Raw genomic sequence first — 18,522 nt, forward strand, 5'->3', positions numbered from 1 at the left:
ATGAAGGGGGATCCGCTCCTGTCAACGTAATTGTCGGTACCGTCCGCCCGATTCCATGGTTCCTCGGCCTGGACGGACCCAAAGTACAAACCGGTGCCAAATTGCAAACAGCGGCGGATGATCAACATAGATCATGGCACTTGGTGCAAGGCATTGCTGTGGACGGAGTAGCCTAAACTGTGATGCTCAAAGCAGATATCGGTCGCGAAGCTGCAATGGCCTTTTGTCCGCGGCGTCCGAATTATCTAAAGCTCAGGTACGGTTCCCCCAGCGACCAGCGGATTTGCGGGTTCAAGTGCGGCATCGCTTACCCGGTGCAGGCGGCCGCTTCGGACCGCGACCAGCCCAGCGGAAAAGAAGCCTGGGTGCGAGCGCTTGCGCTAGGATTGTCCTTATTGTTCGCGGAATGCGCGTGACATGCTGTCGGTCACCGGTTTCGCAAGGTATTGCGCAAACGTCCGCTCCTCCGTCTGAATCATGACTTCGGCGGGCATGCCGGGCGTTGGTGTGAAGTTCGCGACCCGACGCAGTTCCTCGGGACTGAGCGTGATCCGCGCCACATACACCTCTTCAGCAGAGGCAGTGCTCTTGTTTGTTACGGCGTCGGCTGACACGTACTCGACTTGACCATTCAGCACGGGCGTTGTGCGCTGGTTCAGCGCCACAAGCCGAACTGTCGCGTTCTGGCCTGTCGAGACGCTGTCGATATCGGCACGTGGGATCTGAGTTTCTACGATCAAGGGTTCATCTTCGGGCAGGATTTCGAGAATGGGTCTGCCGCTCTCGATCACGCCGCCGGAGGTGTGATAGTAGAGCCTGACGACGACGCCCGAGACCGGTGCGAGAACGTCGGCGCGCTCTCTCACGTTCATCGCCGCACGGACCTGCTCACGGATGCCGTCAAGCTCAGCCTGGACTATCTGCAGGTTGTCCAGCGCTTCCTGCCGATAGCGGGCGTCCGTCTGGTTTATCTGCTCTTCGTATTTGAACTTGATCTGCTCGATCTCATCGACTTCGGCCTCAAGGCGGCCAATCTGGCCTTCCGCTTCGATGAGAACCCTCTTGAGCGCCGTCATCTCCGATCGCCGTATCAGACCGTCCTCCAGAAGATCGGTTTTGATCTCCAATTCATCGGACAGGAGCTCCAACTGACGCTTGTGCGCATCGAGTTGGACCGCGTAGCCGACGCGGCGCACCTCCAGGGCATCATAGTTGCGTTGCAGTAGGGAAAGATCGTCGTCCAACGCGGATTCAGCCATGTTGAAGGCCAGCATCTGGCCGTCGATGATGGATGCAATCTCAAAGTCGTTGGTCTTTGACGAAAGTGCTTCGGGAAAGACGGGCAGGGGCAACCGTTCGTGTTGGGCCAGGAGACGGGCCTCTGTCGCCTCGAGGCGCATCTGGCGGAGATACAGCTCACGCTCTTTGGCCGCGGCGGCCGTCTGGTCGAGGCGGATCAGCAATTGGCCCTGCGAGACCCTATCCCCTTCGCGGATCACGATGTCGCGGATGATGCCACCTTCCAGATGCTGGACAATCTTGTTCTGACCTGTTGCCACGAAGCTCCCCTGCGAGATCACCGCGGCGGCGAGCGGGGCCCGGAAGGCCCAGAGGCTGAACCCACCGAATGTCAAAACCATCAGGGCGAACCCGAAGATCACCTGTTTGTAGACCGAGCGCGGGACGTCCGCATGCCAGTCTCCATTCGCGGGATAGTGGATCAGTTCAGCCATCTTTTGATACCTGCTTGTTCGGGTTGGTCTTGCGTCCGGCCAGTTGTTCAAGCACCTTCTGCCGCTCGCCAAACATCTGGATTGTGCCGTCGGCGAGCAGCATGATCTTGTCGACGCAACTCAGCAGCGACGGCTTCTGCGTGATGACGACCACCGTGATCTTGTTCTTCTGCGCGTGCTTTATCGCCTGGGCCAGCGCCTTGTCGCCATTTGTATCGAGGTTGGAATTGGGCTCATCCAGCACCAGGAACCGCGGGTTGCCAAAGAACGCACGGGCCAGGGCGATGCGCTGTTTCTGCCCGCCCGACAGGGGCGATCCGTCTGCGGCTACGATGGTCTCGTACCCCTGTGGCAGATCGGCGATCATTTCATGCACATCGGCCAGGCTCGCGGCCTCGAAAATCTGCTCGTCTGTCGCATCCGCACGCATGCGCCCGATGTTGTCCTTGATGGTCCCGGGGAACAGCTGCACGTCCTGTGGCAGGTATCCGATGTTCTCGCCGAACTGTCGCTGATCCCAGTTGCGCAGGTCCATGAGGTCCAGCCGGACATTGCCGGAGGTCGGCAGGATCGATCCAACCAGCATCTTGCCCAGCGTCGTCTTCCCGGCTCCCGAATTTCCGATGACCGCCAGTGTTTCGCCGGGGTTCAGCGAAAAACTGATCCCATTCAAGATCACCTGTTTGGTTCCGCCGGGGACGTAGAGGAGCCGTTCAACGTCCAGCCGTCCTTCCGGCTTGGGAAGGTTCAGGCGTTCAAACTGGACCTTGGAGGACGTCAGCAGCGTCTTGATCCGCCCGTATGCCGAGCGGGAGAGAGAGTATCCGTTCCATCCTTCGATTGAGCCTTCGATCGGAGCCAGAGCCCGCCCCGCGATGATCGAGGCGGCGATGACCATGCCGCCGGTGATCTCCCCCTGGATCGCGAGATACGCCCCCCAGCCCAGCATGCCGACCTGGGTCAGGAGGCGAATGGCCCGCGACACGGCCGAGGTGACGATGTTGCGGTCCTGCGCGCAGACCTGCTCGGTCAGGGACTTTGCAGTGTCCTTGCCCCAGATCATGACGGCTTCGGGGATCATCGCGAGCGCGTTGATGATCTGCGAGTTTCGGGCCATCGACTCCAGATGCATGTTCGCCTTTGACTGGGCCTGCATAGCCTTGGCAAAAGGCTTGGCAGTGATCTTCTGATTGATCACAGCCACGACCAGAAGCAGCAGCGACGTCACCACAACGATCGTGCCGAGATGCGGGTGGACTAGGAAAATGGCGAAAATGAACATCGGCGCGAAAGGCACATCGAGAAACGAGATCAGGGTGCTGGAGACCAGAAATCCGCGCAGCTGCTGCAGGTCGCCCAAGGTCTGATACTCCCGCCCGCTTCCGTGCAGCGATGCATGCGAGGCCGCGCTCAGGATCGGGGCGCCCAGCCGAACGGCAACCTCGACAGCGGTGCGCATCAGGATGAACCTGCGCACCGCATCGAAGGTTGCCTGCAACACCACCGCACCCACGATGATCACGGTGAGCATGACCAGCGTGTCGATCGAGCGGCTTGTCAGCACCCGGTCGGAGATCTGGAAAAGATAGATCGGGATCGCGAGGATCAGCAGATTGGTCGCGCAGGTCAGGACCAGCACGAACATGAGGTTTCGTCTGACCGCGAGGCCCCCTTTCCGCAGGCTTTCGCCGAAGTCCTCGGGCCCGAGCCGCTTGTGAAACTTGGGAGGTGGCGCGCTGCCATCGCCACCTCCACTTGTTGGCCGAGCGCCGTCCGAATGCGGACGCCGTCTGATCGGCCCTTTGTCGCCGTCGATCGTTATGCCGGGCCGATCACGTGCCTCCGAAATCCTGGCAACCGTTGGTTCTGCATCTTTGCCGCGTTCATTCGGAGCAGGTCGGCCCGGTGCATCGTCGCCTCGTGCGTTTGCGCCGACGGCCTCCTTGGTGGGATGCGCGGTGCTGGAAAAACCGGCGGTATCCGCCGGTTCAGGTGCAGAAGGCTCCGGGGCGGGCTCTGCGGCGCCCTGCGACCGGTCGGCCTGTGCCGGGCTTGGCGTGACCCGGGCAGGCGGCTCGGCCGGTCCCGTGTCAGCGCGCAGATCGACCCCGAGATACAGCGGCCCGGCCGTCATTGGTCGGGCACGTTTGCTTTTGAACGCTCGGTCTGAATTGGCTCTTACAGGTCGCCCCGAGAACTTTGGAATATCATTCACTTTTTAACGCCTCTGAAGGTTCTGAAGATCAAACGACCAGTTCTTGCATGATGTCCGCCGCTTGCGGCACGTCGGCGACCATCGATGCCGTTTGCGCAAGGATCTCCTCACCCAAGTTCTGATCGACAATATCGTCCGCAAGGAAGGCCACCGCTTCGGTCGCGAGATCAGCGATGGTGGCGCCGGGCGGTGCGGGGTCCGTGTCGATCAGATTGGCCTGATGGATCAGCGCGTCGGAATAGGTCTCGCCCTGCGCCATCACCTCACTGTCCAGCCCATTGTCACGGATCGCGGCGAAATTCGCCGCGATGTTGGAACCGGCAACCAGTTCGATTTCCTGTTGCAAGGCCGCTGCAAACTCATCGACGGCCAGATGGACCTGATCTGCGTCGCCGAGAATGTTGGTCTGCTCGAGCGCATTGACGCTCTTGAAATCCCCGTCGACGTAGAGAACGCGCAGCAACTCCGTCCCGTTGAAAAGCGGATCTTCGAGCACCTCGGCATCCACATCGTCCGAGCCGGAGGAGAACGCCGCGATAGCGTCTTCGAAGTTCTGTTTGATCTCGGCGTCCTTGTCGAACCCAGCCTTCTCAATCGTCGCCTCGTTATAGAGCAGGTTGTCGCCCGATGGATGGACAGGCTTGTCGTCGTAGACGGGCTCATCGACCGGCGCGTCCGCGTCCAGGTCTTCAGCCTCCGCCTGCTCCACCCTGGGATCATCCGCGTCGTCATCATCCTCCACCGATGCGGAGACAGGACTGGCGGCCTGTGACGAAAGCCCAATCACGTCTTCTGCGCTTTGCGCCTCGCCCCGCGTCGCCGCGCCGGTCTGTTCGCTGGAGACGGACGGTCTCGGCCCGTCATCTTGAGACTTGACCTTGTCGCCGTCCAAAACGACGTTGCGTTGATCGATGAGATTGACATCGATCATGTCGCCAGCGACCACGATCAGGTCGTAGTTGTAGCCAAGCTGGAAGGTGGAGAGATGGTTGCTGATCTGGTTTTCACCCAAACCGATGAAGCTTGATGCGCCCTGGATCGTAATGGCGGCCTGATCGAAGTCGGTGCTGAAGGTGTATTGCTTGACCCAATTCATCTGCACCACATCGCCCTCGAGGCGCTCGACGACCCAGTGCTGGGGGCTTGGGCCCGCGGCCTCAGACGAGGCGCTGTGATCTGCGGGCTCTTCCGGGGAGGCAGGCGCGTCGTCCTCGGACGTCTCCGGGTCATCATCAGCCGCAGCCATCGCCTCTTGAACGGTCTGTGTGCTCAGCGAGGCCGCATTCAGTGCCTTGTTCGGACCTGTTCCATCGCCATCGAACCCTAGACCGTGAACGGCGGAATCGTGATCGATCAGAACGTTGACCTGCGATATCGCGTCAAATCTGAGAACGTCGCCGCCTACGGCAAAGACGGATGCGTCCAGCCAGCTTGAGGTGATCGACGCTGCGTTCGTCAGAACATTTGCGCCGGCGACGATCTGATGGCCGTCGTCCACCTTGAAGTGGCTTTCGGCGGTGTCCTGAACCTCGCGATCGAACTCGGTCCCCGCCCCGCCCTTGACGGTCTCGTCATCCTGACCGTTTTTGTCCTCCGCGAGCCGATTGGCATGGTAGGCGGGGAGGATGTCCTCCCACTCCGGCAGCTCTGCGATCTCTTCACCATTCAGGTGAATCCCATCTGTGTCTTCACCCCGGAGCAGAGACACCTCCACCCCATCGGTGGGCTGCTCGGCGATGCTGTCCGCCGCGGCCTGGATATCAGCCACAAGGTCGAAAAGATCAGCGTCGAGAACGCTGACATCAATGTTGAGAGGGCTCAGATAGTCTGCCATCTGGGCGAGATACTCTAGCAGTGACGTCAGAGGCGCGATGCTCTCAAAGCCGTGGCCCGCGATGTCCCCGAAAATGTCGTTGTCGAAAAGTGTTGCTTTCTGGAACGTCACCGTGGCGACCGAACTCGGCAGCGGCAGGAAGAAGATCATACTGCTATCGGCTGTGCCGTTGAACCCTTCAGCAGGCACGAGGGCGGGTTGCTGGTATGCGAGCGGTGCGCCCGGCTCAACGATATCTGCTGGCGGCACTGTCGGGGCGACACCGGGCAGGTCCGGCGCAGCGGACCCGATCAGAAGGGGCTTCCATTGCAGGTCGGGGCTGAAGTCCTTGAGCTTGTGGGAGTGCGTGATCGAGGAGCTGAGCAATTCGAGCGCTTCGGCCCGATCCTCGGAGGCCTGGAGCGCCCTGAATTCGTCGTATTCTGCGCGGAGGCGCGCCTGTTCTTCAATGATTTGAAATGCGCCGATGAAATGCGCAATCTTCTCGGTAATTGGATCAAATGACACTCGTTGTAGCCCCCAAAACACCAATAGAAATTGGAAAAACCGGTCTGCGCTGACGTCTCTTGGTCTGTCTCCTGCCTTCGCTCATGTCCCCGGGCCGGGAGAGCGCCCGGCCCGGGGAATGTGTGTTGCGGGTGTTTACGACCCGTCGTTGCTGTCGTCGCCGATGTAGTTGGAGCTGAACGACCCGCCCACAACGTTCATGTCGACGCTATTGCCGAGGACGTTGGCGCCCATGACGATGGACTGGTTGAAGGCGGCCACATCGACTTGTGCCGCTGCGGAGGCATAGGATTCGCCGGTGACGTAGCCGTCGTCACCGTTGCCGGATCCCCAGCTGCCGCCGCTACCGCCGGCACCGCCGGCGCCGCTGGTTGCCGTACCGCCCATGCCACCCGTGTTGGTGCCACCGTCCGCTGCACCGCCGGTGGAGACACCACCGATGGCCTGACCGGATGCGCCGCTGGCTGCCGTGGCCATGCCACCTGCGCCACCGTCACCGGATGTGGCCATGGCATCACCGGTCGCACTCGTGTCGCTCGCGGCGTCAGCCATGTTTCCACCGGCTCCACCAGCACCCGTCGAGACGTCCGTGTCGTTGTCGGTCATCGACTCGGCCAAGGCCTCGGCTGCAACATCCGACAGGCCACCATAGCCACCGTCACCGTCGGCGTAGCCTTCGGCTGCACCTTCGGCATTGGCGTCATTCGTCGACCCGGTCGATCCGCCGTCGCCGCTGTTGGCTTCGGAGTCGGCCGTACCGTCAGCTGAGACCGTGGCATCCACGGATGCGTCGGAATCTCCGTCGCCAGCCGTGGCGCTCGACGTGCTCTGACCGTCGCCCGATGCGTCGTCATCGCTGGCGGCATCAGCCATCCCACCGGCACCGGAGTCCGAGTCCGTTCCCGCTGTTGTGGCCGCATCCGCGTCGTCGTCGGTCGCCGCATCCGCCGCAGCACCGGCACCGGTTGCCGCGTCGTTCGCCGCATCACCCGAAACGTTGTTTTCAAACATCCCGGTTGCTGCGGTTCCGCCGCCGCCGGCACCAGACTGGTTGTCCGAATTGCCGTTTGCACGCGCATCTGCGTCGTTATCGGTGGTTCCGGCTGCACCTGCGCCGCTTTCGGAGTCCGTGCCACCAGCTGCGCTTGAGTCGGCATCGTCATCCGTTGCAGCATCTCCGGCCGCACCGCTGCCAGCTGTTGCATCGTTTGCAGCGCTTCCGGTGGTGTCGTTGTCGGCCATGCCCGACGTGCCAGTGGCGTCGCCGCCATCGCCGCCGGTTCCGGTGCCTGTACCCGTTCCGGTGCCGGTTGCATCGCCGGAGGTGGCATTGCCCGCCCCGCCGTTGCCACCGTCGCCGCCAACGGGGACGCCATTGCCGCCGTCACCGCCGCCGCCAGTTGCATCGGTAGCCGCATCGGTTGTGCCGTCGCCGTAGCCTTTGCCTTTCGCGCCGTCTCCGGCATAGGGCTCAGCTTCGGATTCGGCCTCGCCTTTGGCTTTGCTGGCGGCATCCTGCGTGTTGTCACCGCCGTCGCCGCCATCGGCATCAGCATAGCTGCCGGTGCTGGCATCGCTGGTGTTGTCTACATCACCTTCGATATCACCGCCGTCGCCGCCATCACCATCGCCAGCTGCCTGCCCGGAGGCAGTCCCAGAGACTGTGCCGTTGGCGTTTCCGGAATCACCGCCATCGCCATTGGCGTCGGATGTCGCATCACCCTCGCCATCACCGGCCGCGTCCTGGGTGCTGTCGCCGCCATCACCGCCGTAGGCGTCCGCCGAACCATCGGTCTTGGCTTTGGTGTAGGCATCGACGTTGCCGTCAATGTCACCACCGTCGCCGGCATCCGCCGAGCTGTCGCTGTCAGTGGACCCCAGGCCGAGGCCCAATGAGATGCTGCCGGCGTCACCGCCCTGACCGCCCGAGGAATCGGTGTCGTTGTTCGAGCGACCATCCGAGGCCTGATCGGACGCGGAGTCGGCATCACCCGCATCTCCGGCATCATCGTCGGAGCTCGCGGCGGCGCTGTTGGTGCCGTCAACATGGTTGGAGGAGTTCGAGTCGCCACCATCGCCGGCATAGCTTTCAGCGTAGGTCTTCGCCTTGGCGTCGCTGTCACCGTCGTTGGTGGAATCGTTGTCGCCACCATCGCCACCGTCACCATCCGCGGTTGCGGAATTGTCGCCACCATTGGCGGAGTTGCCTTGCGCATCGGCCGAGCTGGCGTCGCCGCCGTCACCGCCGTTTGCATCGGTCGCGCCTGTGTCACCGCTGTAACCGCCGTCCGCTTTGGAATGGCCGCCAAGTGCGTTTCCGCCATGCGCATCGCCGCCATCGGCGTAGGCGTCGCCACCGCCTGCGGCCCCGTTGCTTTCAACCTCGATGCCTTCATCGGCGGTCGCAGTTCCACCTGACGCATTGCCGTTCTGGACAAACGAGCCGGTGTTTTCGACCGTCGCAGATTCCAGGACGTCATTGTCTTCGAGATTGATGCCTTGCCCGGTGACAACCGCCGCGTTGTTGCCATCACCATTGAGCGAGCCGTTCAAGAAGTCGCTGATATCGACATCGTCACCTGGATCATATTCCAGATCACCCTGGGCGAGCAGGATGTCACCTGTGCTGCTGTCCGTCAGATCAAAGTCGGCGAAGTCATCGTCCGTTGGTTCATAGCCATCGAGGTTCATGCTCACGTCAACATCGACATCCACATCTGCGTTGGAGTCGCTGCTGCTGTCACTATCACTGTCGCTGTCGGACGTTGCGTCGGCAGAGGCCGTGTTGTCCGATGTTTGGGAGCTGTCGTTTGTGTTGGTGTTCGTATTCGAGCCGGCAGCGGAGCTGTTGCTGTCGCTCGACGCGGTTCCGTTGCCATTGCCATTGCCATTGCCGGAACCATTCCCGGTGCCGGATCCTGATCCGTCGCTGGCACTGGTCGACGTGCTGTCCGTGGTGTTTTCGTTGAGGTTGGTCGTCTCGGTCTCGGACGTCGTGTCGTTGGAATTCTGGTTGGCGTTGGAATTGTCGTTGTCGGTCTCGTTTTTGTTTTTGTTGAGGTTCTTATTCTTGTTCAGATCGTGATCATAATCGTAGTGACCGCCTTCTCCACCGTCACCCAAACCAAGCATATTCTGTCTCTTAGCCATTTTGAAAACTCACATTGTTGGAGGCCAACACGCACCGCCACTCATCTGACAAGCGATCACCGTCTTGGCGTCGTTTAAAGTTGTGTGAAGTCTGGCCTGTTTGGCGCGGACGCGACCAAAACCAGCCACAGGAATTGCTGTGCGATGTCTGGTTCGTGTGCACTCCTCACGACTTGCCGCGGGCGTCTGCAAATGCACCTCTGCGGTCCGAGAGCCCGAAAAATCACCGGGCGCGGTCTCAAAGAATTGGCGGGATAGGCCGCCTTGCGAGGGAAGAATTCTGTGCCCTCGGGCAGTACGATGCCTGAGATTCGGGTCATCGATCAGCCCGGAAAATTGGTCAGGTCGCAGCAGGGATTAAATTAGGGGTTGTGTTGAAATCTCGCCCATCAACTTACCAGTGCAGGGATTTCAAGACCTCTCAGAAATTTGATCCATCGGCGAAACAATGCTCAATCCAAGAACCAATTGTTAACACTTGTTAAATCACGGGGATGCTAATTTAGTTGCTCAAGTTATCAGTATTTTGAACTAATCTTTCGGCTAGAACTAGGCTACCTAGCCATACGATTAATTTACCGACGCCCAAAGATCAGTCACCTTGGAGGCCTGTTGCCTCAAAAACAGCCAGAATTAATTTTTTCTAATACCAATTTTAATCATGATTTTCGTGGTCAGGAGCTACAGACGTGAAAGGTTTTTCGCAGCACTATTCCGACTTGAAACTGGAAAACACATCCGAGACCCAAGCGCTCATCTTGGTTGGGTCGCTTCAATACTTCTCTGACAGACTAATTGAAACCTTCAAAGCCGAGTTCGCCAGCATCACTGTCATTCGGGTGGCATCTCTGACTGAACTGGCTGAGGTCACCGCACGCGGCGTGCGCGCCATCGCGGTGGTGGTCGAAGAGTCGAAGATCGACCATCTGATTGATTTTCCATCGGCCTATTTTGACGCGGCAAAGACAGCCAAACTGGCGCTTGCGTATTATGAGGAGTCGATTGCCGAGAGGCTGGCCGCAGCCAGCGTCACCAAACCTGATCTTGCAAATGTCGGCTTCCTTCCGCTGCATGTGCAGATGGATGTTTGGCTTTCGGTTCTAAATCTCTTGATTCGTGGCAAACTCTACTTCCCGCAGGAATTTGTTGCGGGACTGTCGACACAAAACGCCGAAGATGCGGCTCTTGAGGAGTCTCCGTCGGAGTTGACGGCTCGGGAGTGGCAGGTTCTGGGCCTCGTGGCCGAAGGACTGCAGAACAAGAACATCGCATCGACGCTGAGCTTGTCGGAACACACGATCAAGCTGCATATCCACAATATCCTCAAGAAGCTTGGCATGACCAACCGGACCTCTGCGGCGGCTTGGTACACAAGCTTCAAGCAGGGCAAACCTGGCGGCCGAACCTCGCGCAGCGTCTCGAGGTGTTGAACGGGCCATGACCAGATTACCAACGGCTGCGGAAAACTTTGATGCGTTGTTGTTGCTGGTCGGGCGGCTCAATTACACATGGAGCAACACGGAAAGCCTGCTGATCCACCTCATTGCTGGGTTGGCAGGCACCGACAAAGACACAGCCGTCATCATATTTTTGACCCTCAATACGACCCGTGCCAGGGTCGATCTGGTAGAGCGTTTGGCCAAGGCCGGAAAGACCCCGGAGGCGGAGAAAGCACGCATCCTTGATCTGACGAAGCGGTTCATGAAGTACTCTGCCCTTCGGAACAGATATAGCCACAGCATTTACTCCTTTGATCCGAAAAGCGGTGATGCCAGTACCATTCTGATGCGCATTGCAGACCGGAAAACCGACATCAAGCTGGGCCGGACAAGTGCGGTCGATCAAAATGCGATTGAGGAAGTCGAAGCAGCAATTTCCAGTGTTGCGCGGATCAACAAGGAGTGCTGGGCCATCATAACAGAGCTTGGATACCCGAAGTAGCGAGGTCGATCTCGGTCGACTGATCTCGTTGCGGGGCACATTTTCTGGATCGGTTCGATCTGTGATGGCCGCTGATCGCCCAGGGCCTGCGCATGTCTCCGGTTCTGTGCATCAATGTCCTCTGTGGCGCCCGCCAGATGAAACCGCAGACCTGAGTGCCGCCGCGAACGACCGAATGGCACCGGCCGCCGAGGGTAAGACCAATTGGGGACGCAGTCAGATCATCCTGACCCGAGAAAACACCCCATGTTGTCACCTCAACAATGCTTTCTGGACGTTTCGTCACAATCCGTCGCCATCCGGCGCGCAATCCAATCGGGGTGATCGCTATTTGGCTCACGCTTTGGATTTTCCGCCTTTGTTTTATAGGTAAGTCGCAACGGTTACGGATGGATCCTGCCATCGATTTGCCGAAGTGATTCAGGACTATTGAAGAAGCGCAGCGCCCTGGGCCCCAACAGGCCTGTGCCATGACTGGACTTTCAGCCATCACGTTCCTGTCTAGACCGCTCACTGCTCGGCGGATGTCGCGGCTCGCCTTGGGCGCGCGGACGGCTTGGCCCGTGTGTCAGCACTATGGAGGTCGAGCATGGTATCGACCGCATCCTGCGCCGCGTCAATCTTTCAGGAACCCCGATCTGACTCGCCCTGAGTTGCCCGTTGACGCCGATTTGGCCTTAGTGCTTTGAGTTCACTGCACCGTCATCATGCCGTCGCGCCGAATGTCTGTTGGGATGGGCTGTCGTGCGGCAGCACGGCCCGTATATGAATGACCTCTTGGGACCACGGTTTGGCCTACGTAGTCTCAACCAGGGGCAACACTGTTCTCCCGCTTTCTAAGCAGCGCTTCGCGCCCGACTTTCCGTTCAAAGGGAGACAGCGCGCTAAGCTGGAGCCAATCCGGGAATACCCTTTTTAGATCCCGCGGTCCTTCGACGCGAATGTGGCCGGATAACATCTCTTGGTTCAAGTCGCGAAACCCGCGCCACGCTTCGATAAAACGCCGTATATCGGCATGCACGATCAGGTCGGACTCGTATCCCGGATATTTGAGGCACATGTCCGCCTGTCCATGCTCCACCACAAGCCAGAAGCGGAAGATGCCCTTGTCATAGCCGCTGAAGGCAAACTCCATAACGGTGCGGACTTCCGGCATGGCTTCGATGTTTAACCTCGTATGCATGCTCCAGGCCAGAAAGGCCGGGTCGAGATCCTCATGCTCCATGTCGCGCGACCACTTCTGCCCCCAGACCGCCAGGCTCATGATGATCGGGTCCAGATCGCGCCCCGCATCGGTCAACTGATAGGAATAGCCGCGCTCATTCTCCAGCCTCTGCCGCGTGATCAACCCGGCATGTTCCAATTGCTTCAGCCGCTGGCTCAGCAGTGTGGCGGAAATCTTTGGAACGCCGCGATGGATCTCGTTGAACCGCGAACATCCGTCGATGACGCGGCTGATCACCAAGAGGGTCCAGCGCTCACAAAGCAACTCGGCGGCAAGCGCAAAGGGGCAGTATTGTCCGTATCCCTTGTAAGGCATCGGGTCATCCAATCTCTATTTGCGTTGTGGCGCCATGGTCGGACGGCGCAGGCGCCGGTTCAACTACAGAATCTGTAGTGCTTCAGATTCCTTAGTTTCTTTCATTTGCCGATTTGCGATCTTGGGGGCGAGTGTATCACAAGCCAGTCAGCATCATGTCACTGAACGACCGCACGACCTTGCCCCGCCCGTTGGAGGATATCGCGATACCGCCGGCAGATGTCCGATACGACGCACGCCGGACCGTGTGGAACGCCATGATCGACCGATATCCGGCGCTGATCTGTCTGTGCAAGACCCCGACCGACGTGCAACGCGCTATCGCCCATGCCGCGCAACAGGGGCGCAAGGTCTGTGTGCGGGGCGGGGGGCACAATATCGCGGGCACCGCCGTGGCCGACGGCGCGGTGATGCTGGACCTCTCCGGGATGAACCGAGTCGAGGTCGATCCTGCGGCAGCCCGCGTCCGGGTCGGCGGCGGCGCCACCTTTGCCGAGATCGATGCGGCGACGCAGGTGCATGGGCTTGTCGTGCCCGGCGGGGTTGTGTCCTCCACCGGCGTGGGTGGGCTCACGCTCGGCGGTGGCATCGGCTGGCTCGCGCGGCAGCGTGGTCTGAGCATCGACAGCCTGATCTCGGCCGAAGTCGTTCTGGCGGACGGCACCTGCCTGCGCGCTTCCGAGAGCCAGCATCCCGACCTGTTCTGGGCTCTGCGCGGCGGGGGCGGCAATTTCGGCGTCGTGACCGAATTCGAGTTCCGCGCATACCCTTTGGGTCCGCAAGTCTCCTTCGGCCCGACCTTCTTCGCGCTGGAGGATGCCGTGAGTGTCCTCTCCGCTTACGCGCAGCACGCTGAACACCTGACTCGAGACGCCTGCGTCTGGGCCAACCTGACGACCGCGCCGGCTGTGCCGGTGCTCGCCGAGAGATGGCATGGGCAAAAGGTGCTGATCCTGATGCAATTCCACGCCGCGGCATGGGATGAGGCTCAGCACGACCTCACACCCCTCTTCGGCGGCGTCGCGCCCTTGGGCAGCGCCTTCGCGCGACGCCCCTATACCGAAGCACAGCGCTTTCTCGACGACGCCTACGCCTTTGGCGCGCGCAACTACTGGCGCAGCCACAACCACCTGTCCCTGAGCGAGGCGCTAATCACAGATCTGGTCGATCTGGCATATGACCTGCCCACGCCGGCTTCCGAGTTGCTCATCTGTCAGCTTGGTGGCGCGGTGGGCGACGTTGACGCCGATGCCACCGCCTTTGCGCACCGGCACGTGCCCTTCCTGTCCACCCCGGGCGTACGCTGGGACAAGGCTCAGGACGATGCCGAGATGATTGGCTGGCTCAAAAACGCCTCGCGTCGCATCGCCGCCCACTCCGTGCCCGGCGCCTATGTTAACTTCATTGCCGAGGCGGGCGGTGCGGATGCGGCATATCAACAGCACCTCGACCGGCTCAGCGCCATCAAACACCAATACGACCCTGGCAACATGTTCTGCGTGAACCAGAACATTACGCCTGCGCCGCTGTCACGGGCGCGCGCACCCGACTGACACTTGCACGAAAACAGGAGACAAACATGTCACGTGACCCATCCGCCATCAGAGGGGCTCTGGCGGTACCCCTCGTGGCTTGCTTGGCATTTGGTACCGCTCATGCCGAAGGCATGACCCACGCCATGGAGCGCATGGCGACAGATGCAACGCCAGCGCGCGCGATCGCTAACACCACCGCCGAACTCCACGCCGACGCCAAGGGCGTGCGCATGACGATTCAGACGAGGGAACTGACACCGGGCCATGTGACCACAGCATGGTGGGTGATCATGACAAATCCCGCCGACTGCGGTCAGACGCCGTGCCGCGCAGAGGATGTGATCGGCCGCGCCGACGAGGTCGGCACACAGATCGTCTTTGCCGATGGTGCGGTGAATGCCCCGGACGGCACTGCCCGTTTCGCCGCCTACCTTCCTGCAGGTACGGTTGCAAGTGGGTGGTACGACCGCAACATCCCCGACCTCTCACGGGCCGAAATCCACCGCGTTTTGAACGACCACGGACCTTTGACCCCCGAAATCGCCGCCTCCATGCTCACCTCGTATCGCGGGGGCTGCTCGGACGAGAGCCTCCCGCGCCCGTTCCCTGACGCAGCGAAGGCTGACGGGATCGCCGGACGCAACCCATGCGTCCTAATCCAAGATGCGATCTTCGTGCCGCAGAAATAGAGAAAGGGGAAGGGGGCTGTGCCCAGGCACTTGAAAATGCTGCAAAGCCCGACGCGCAGGATCGTGTAGAAAACCCAAAGCACAGACATGCTGGAGAGTGCACGATGCAACGCAACTACTTGTCGATCAATCGCGATATCTGGAACGCTGACGCGGCAAATTGGGTCGACTTCGCGCAGGCCCGATGGGCGCTTGAGACGCCGGAATGGGGCAATTGGGGCAATCCCGAAACCGACCTCAACCTGCTTCCAGCCGATATGGCTGGCATGAACGCAGTCGAACTCGGCTGCGGAACGGGATATGTCTCCTACTGGATGCACCGACGCGGTGCGCGGGTGACCGGGATCGATATCTCGACGGAACAGCTTGGCACCGCCCGCAACCTCGCCACCGCCCATCGCGCCGACATCACATTCATCGAGGGCAATGCCGAGGCGACGGGCCTGCCCGAGAACCGCTTCGACTTTGCCATCTCCGAATACGGCGCATCCATTTGGTGCCCGCCGGACAAGTGGCTCACCGAGGCATGGCGGGTGCTGCGCCCCGGCGGGCGCTTGGTCTTTCTTGGCAACCACCCCCTGTCACTGATCTGCTCCCCCCTCGATGGCGCGCCCGCCGAGCGGATGCTGCACCGACCCTATCGCGATATGTGGGGCGCTGACTGGACCAAGGTTGAGTTCGAGCCCACGGGCGTGTGTTTCAACCTTACAATCGCCGATTGGTGGAACCTGTTCGCAGATGTCGGCTTTGGTGTCACAAGGTATCAAGAACTCTATGCGCCTGACCATACTCAAGGCAGCCGTGCCGCGATTACCGCCGATTGGGCGAAGAGTTACCCGGTCGAACAGGTCTGGCACCTCGACAAGCTGTGATGATTTTTTTCTCGCGCAATGTGCGAATTAGACGGAAGCCAAATGTGATTGTCTTGTTTGGATGGCTCCTGCATAGCACGACATTTTCGAGCTGATATGTGCATTTGTCAGAAGCAGTCCTGTGTCGAGCCTGATGGCGCGGTCTTGACCGCTGGCCTTGATGAGGTCCGCAAACCAGGTCCCTTACAGCTTTGCGGGCTATGCTGCCCGGGCCATTCGGCGGTGTCTTCTGCTTCTGGCGGCTGACTTGTGCACCATCATCTCGCAGGTCTTGCTAACGGATTGTGCCTCTCAGGCTGTGCGTGGCTTGCAGGGTTCGTTCCGGCTCAGTGCGGCCCAGATGCTTCTGGCGGTCTTGTTGGCTGGGGGCAACGGTCGCGACACGCGCGGGTTTGCGTTCGAGCAGCGACGTCAGCTAGGTGCTGGCGCGTTCTGAATGTGACCGAGTTTACCTGACGAGTGATATCATCCCAACCACCAACGATTGCCTGAGATACTGGTCGCCCATTTTTGTTATCGGCCCAAGCGTCTCCTTGCCTCTGCCGGATTTACTTGCAGGTGTCAGGCCGAGGCAGGCAGCGCCCTCCCGGCCATTCCTGAACGGATGCCCGTCTCCGATGCGGGCGATGATGGCGGACGCCGTCACTGCGCCGATGCCAGGTATCGTGCGCAGCAGATGACCGCGCGCATCCTCCTTGGCGACGTGCTTCAGGCGCTCCTCGTCCCAGCGAACCTGCCTGTGCAAGTCCATGAACCTGAAAAACGTTCTTGGCCAGATCCAGGCCAATCGCGCTAAATTGCATGGGGTGGCTCCTTTCCAAAGCAGATATAGACACCTGCACTACGGCGCAGTGCGACGCCGGTGGAAGCAGTAGCCCTCCACCCCATCAGCTTTGGTGCGCGACCGCAGCATCGCGACATTGTGCTGTGAGCCAGCAGGGCCGTACCCGCTTGAGCTTGACTGACCGAACAATACGCTGCTGCACGTGCTCGGAGGCCGACACTGAGCCCAAGTTTCCGATGCTGAACATCAACGACTGGCCGCCTTTGTCGAAACACAGCGGGCAGATCGGACTACGGCTCAAAAACCTATCGAACGCTCTCTTTCATAGATGCGTACGACAAGATGCCGGCAACTGTGGTCAGCGTGAGTAGAAGTATTATCGCACTGGTCCAGCCGGACATTTCGAAAACTTGACCAATCAGCCAGGCCCCGACAATGCCGCCGACATAGTAACTCGAGAGATAAATCCCATTGGCGGCGGCATGATCATGCGTCACGGTTCGCGCCACCGATGCCGTCGCCACGGATTGTGCGAAGAAGAGACCCGCCCCGACCAGGGCCAAGCCGAGAAGAAAGCCGGGCAACCACGATGTCAACAAAAGCCCAAGACCGATCAGGGATGCGAGTATGCCCAGTTGAAAAGCGCGGGCAGCACCAAGGCTTGGAATGGCTTTGGCGGCAATTGGGGTCGTAAAGATCGCGGGCAGAAACACGAAATATGTCAAGCCAATTGCAGCTTGAGACAATGCAAACACCTCGGAGGCCAATATGAAATTCGCATAGGTGAAGGTGGCCACGAAGACAAACAACAAGATGAACCCGATGGCGATCATCGCCAAAAGACGCAGGTTCTTGGCGTGATCCGCCCAGGCCGCGAGAACAGAGTTACTGTCTTCGCGCGTGATTGGTTCAGAGCGTCCCCCGAAGTACAGATAGGCGGCGATCGCTCCGAGAAGATTGAGCACGGCGAACCCGAGAAAGCTTTCAGCAAGGCCGAGGTTGTCTGTAAGCCCGGCCGCCATCAACCGGCCCAGAAGGTTCGACGCCACGTTGCCGGTGATGTAGGCGGCCATCGCACCGCCCAGGGCTGTCACCGAGCATATCTCAGACAAATAGGTCAGGGTCAGCGTGAAGGCCGCTGCCATGAACACGCCTTGCGCCACGCGCAGAAGCGTGAACGTCGTCAGATCATTGGTGAATGCAAGCGCCATCGTTGGCAGCGACAGTAGGGCAAGGCAGACCCAGATCCCACGTCTGCGGTCGATATGGCGCGCGAAGATTGCCACGATGAGGCTCGACGCAGCCATCCCAATGGTAGAGGCATTCACGGCAAAGCCCATGGTAGCCGGGCTGACCCCATAGGTTTCCACCAGGGTAGGCAAAAGCGCCTGAGATCCGAACAAATCGATCAGAGTGAGGAACGCAATCAAGGCAATCATGCTCGATCGTGTGATGACGGCCCGCCGATCCTCGGGCGGCTTATCGGCAATGGCGTCTGCCACGCCTGTCATCTGTGACGCCAGGCTCATGGCGGTTATTCCGTGGTGGCGTGCGTGGGACGCCCGAGGGGCGATACTTTTGCGGCGATGCGCAGAGAGTGGACAGCGCCGCAAAACCGCTTTGCCAGCAAGCCGCTCGCAAGCTTTGCGCTATGCTCATGCGCCAGAACCATATCCGCCATCAGCAAATGTGATACAGTCCGTGCGCTCAACGGGCCGTCGG

12 protein-coding genes are annotated in these 18,522 nt (G+C 60.1%); 5 read left to right on the forward strand and 7 right to left on the reverse strand.

Annotated elements, in window-relative coordinates:
• Nucleotides 1-392: 392 nt before the first annotated feature.
• The 4 genes from MUB52_RS19375 to MUB52_RS19390 all read right to left on the reverse strand — a co-directional run bounded on the left by MUB52_RS19375 (nt 393) and on the right by MUB52_RS19390 (nt 9,421).
• On the reverse strand, nt 393-1,733 hold the full coding sequence (locus MUB52_RS19375; protein WP_263845797.1) for an HlyD family type I secretion periplasmic adaptor subunit: 1,341 nt from the start codon (nt 1,731-1,733) through the stop codon (nt 393-395).
• Nucleotides 1,726-3,867 (reverse strand): type I secretion system permease/ATPase, encoded by a 2,142-nt coding sequence (locus MUB52_RS19380; RefSeq protein WP_263845798.1) that lies wholly within the window; start codon nt 3,865-3,867, stop codon nt 1,726-1,728. The genes MUB52_RS19375 and MUB52_RS19380 overlap by 8 nt, the downstream gene beginning before the upstream one ends.
• A 109-nt stretch (nt 3,868-3,976) precedes the next feature.
• Nucleotides 3,977-6,289 (reverse strand): hypothetical protein, encoded by a 2,313-nt coding sequence (locus MUB52_RS19385; protein ID WP_263845799.1) that lies wholly within the window; start codon nt 6,287-6,289, stop codon nt 3,977-3,979.
• A 135-nt stretch (nt 6,290-6,424) separates the two neighbouring features.
• Nucleotides 6,425-9,421 (reverse strand): beta strand repeat-containing protein, encoded by a 2,997-nt coding sequence (locus MUB52_RS19390; RefSeq protein ID WP_263845800.1) that lies wholly within the window; start codon nt 9,419-9,421, stop codon nt 6,425-6,427.
• Between the two features lie 707 nt (nt 9,422-10,128).
• Here MUB52_RS19390 and MUB52_RS19395 point away from each other — a divergent pair.
• Both MUB52_RS19395 and MUB52_RS19400 read left to right on the forward strand, forming a co-directional pair.
• Entirely contained in the window at nt 10,129-10,869 is a 741-nt protein-coding gene (locus tag MUB52_RS19395; RefSeq protein ID WP_263845801.1) for a helix-turn-helix transcriptional regulator, read from the forward strand.
• A gap of 7 nt (nt 10,870-10,876) precedes the next feature.
• Nucleotides 10,877-11,380: a hypothetical protein gene (locus tag MUB52_RS19400; protein WP_263845802.1), complete on the forward strand. Its 504-nt coding sequence runs from the start codon at nt 10,877-10,879 to the stop codon at nt 11,378-11,380.
• Between the two features lie 805 nt (nt 11,381-12,185).
• Here MUB52_RS19400 and MUB52_RS19405 read toward each other — a convergent pair.
• A complete protein-coding gene (locus tag MUB52_RS19405; RefSeq protein ID WP_263845803.1) occupies nt 12,186-12,932 on the reverse strand; it encodes a winged helix-turn-helix transcriptional regulator in 747 nt (248 codons plus the stop codon).
• 143 nt (nt 12,933-13,075) lie between these two features.
• On the opposite strand from MUB52_RS19405, the gene MUB52_RS19410 reads away from it, so the two are divergent.
• The 3 genes from MUB52_RS19410 to MUB52_RS19420 all read left to right on the forward strand — a co-directional run bounded on the left by MUB52_RS19410 (nt 13,076) and on the right by MUB52_RS19420 (nt 16,016).
• Complete coding sequence (locus MUB52_RS19410) at nt 13,076-14,473, forward strand: FAD-binding oxidoreductase (RefSeq protein ID WP_263845804.1); 1,398 nt, start codon at nt 13,076-13,078, stop codon at nt 14,471-14,473.
• A 26-nt stretch (nt 14,474-14,499) separates the two neighbouring features.
• Nucleotides 14,500-15,144 (forward strand): hypothetical protein, encoded by a 645-nt coding sequence (locus MUB52_RS19415; protein WP_263845805.1) that lies wholly within the window; start codon nt 14,500-14,502, stop codon nt 15,142-15,144.
• A gap of 104 nt (nt 15,145-15,248) precedes the next feature.
• Nucleotides 15,249-16,016 (forward strand): class I SAM-dependent methyltransferase, encoded by a 768-nt coding sequence (locus MUB52_RS19420; RefSeq protein WP_263845806.1) that lies wholly within the window; start codon nt 15,249-15,251, stop codon nt 16,014-16,016.
• 448 nt (nt 16,017-16,464) lie between these two features.
• Here MUB52_RS19420 and MUB52_RS19425 read toward each other — a convergent pair whose 3' ends face one another.
• Together MUB52_RS19425 and MUB52_RS19430 are read right to left on the reverse strand one after the other, a co-directional pair.
• Complete coding sequence (locus tag MUB52_RS19425; protein ID WP_263845849.1) at nt 16,465-16,767, reverse strand: transposase; 303 nt, start codon at nt 16,765-16,767, stop codon at nt 16,465-16,467.
• Between the two features lie 338 nt (nt 16,768-17,105).
• A complete protein-coding gene (locus MUB52_RS19430; RefSeq protein WP_263845807.1) occupies nt 17,106-18,329 on the reverse strand; it encodes an MFS transporter in 1,224 nt (407 codons plus the stop codon).
• Nucleotides 18,330-18,522: the final 193 nt, after the last annotated feature.

It is taken from the genome of Roseobacter sinensis (assembly GCF_025755255.1).
Lineage (GTDB): Bacteria > Pseudomonadota > Alphaproteobacteria > Rhodobacterales > Rhodobacteraceae > Roseobacter > Roseobacter sinensis.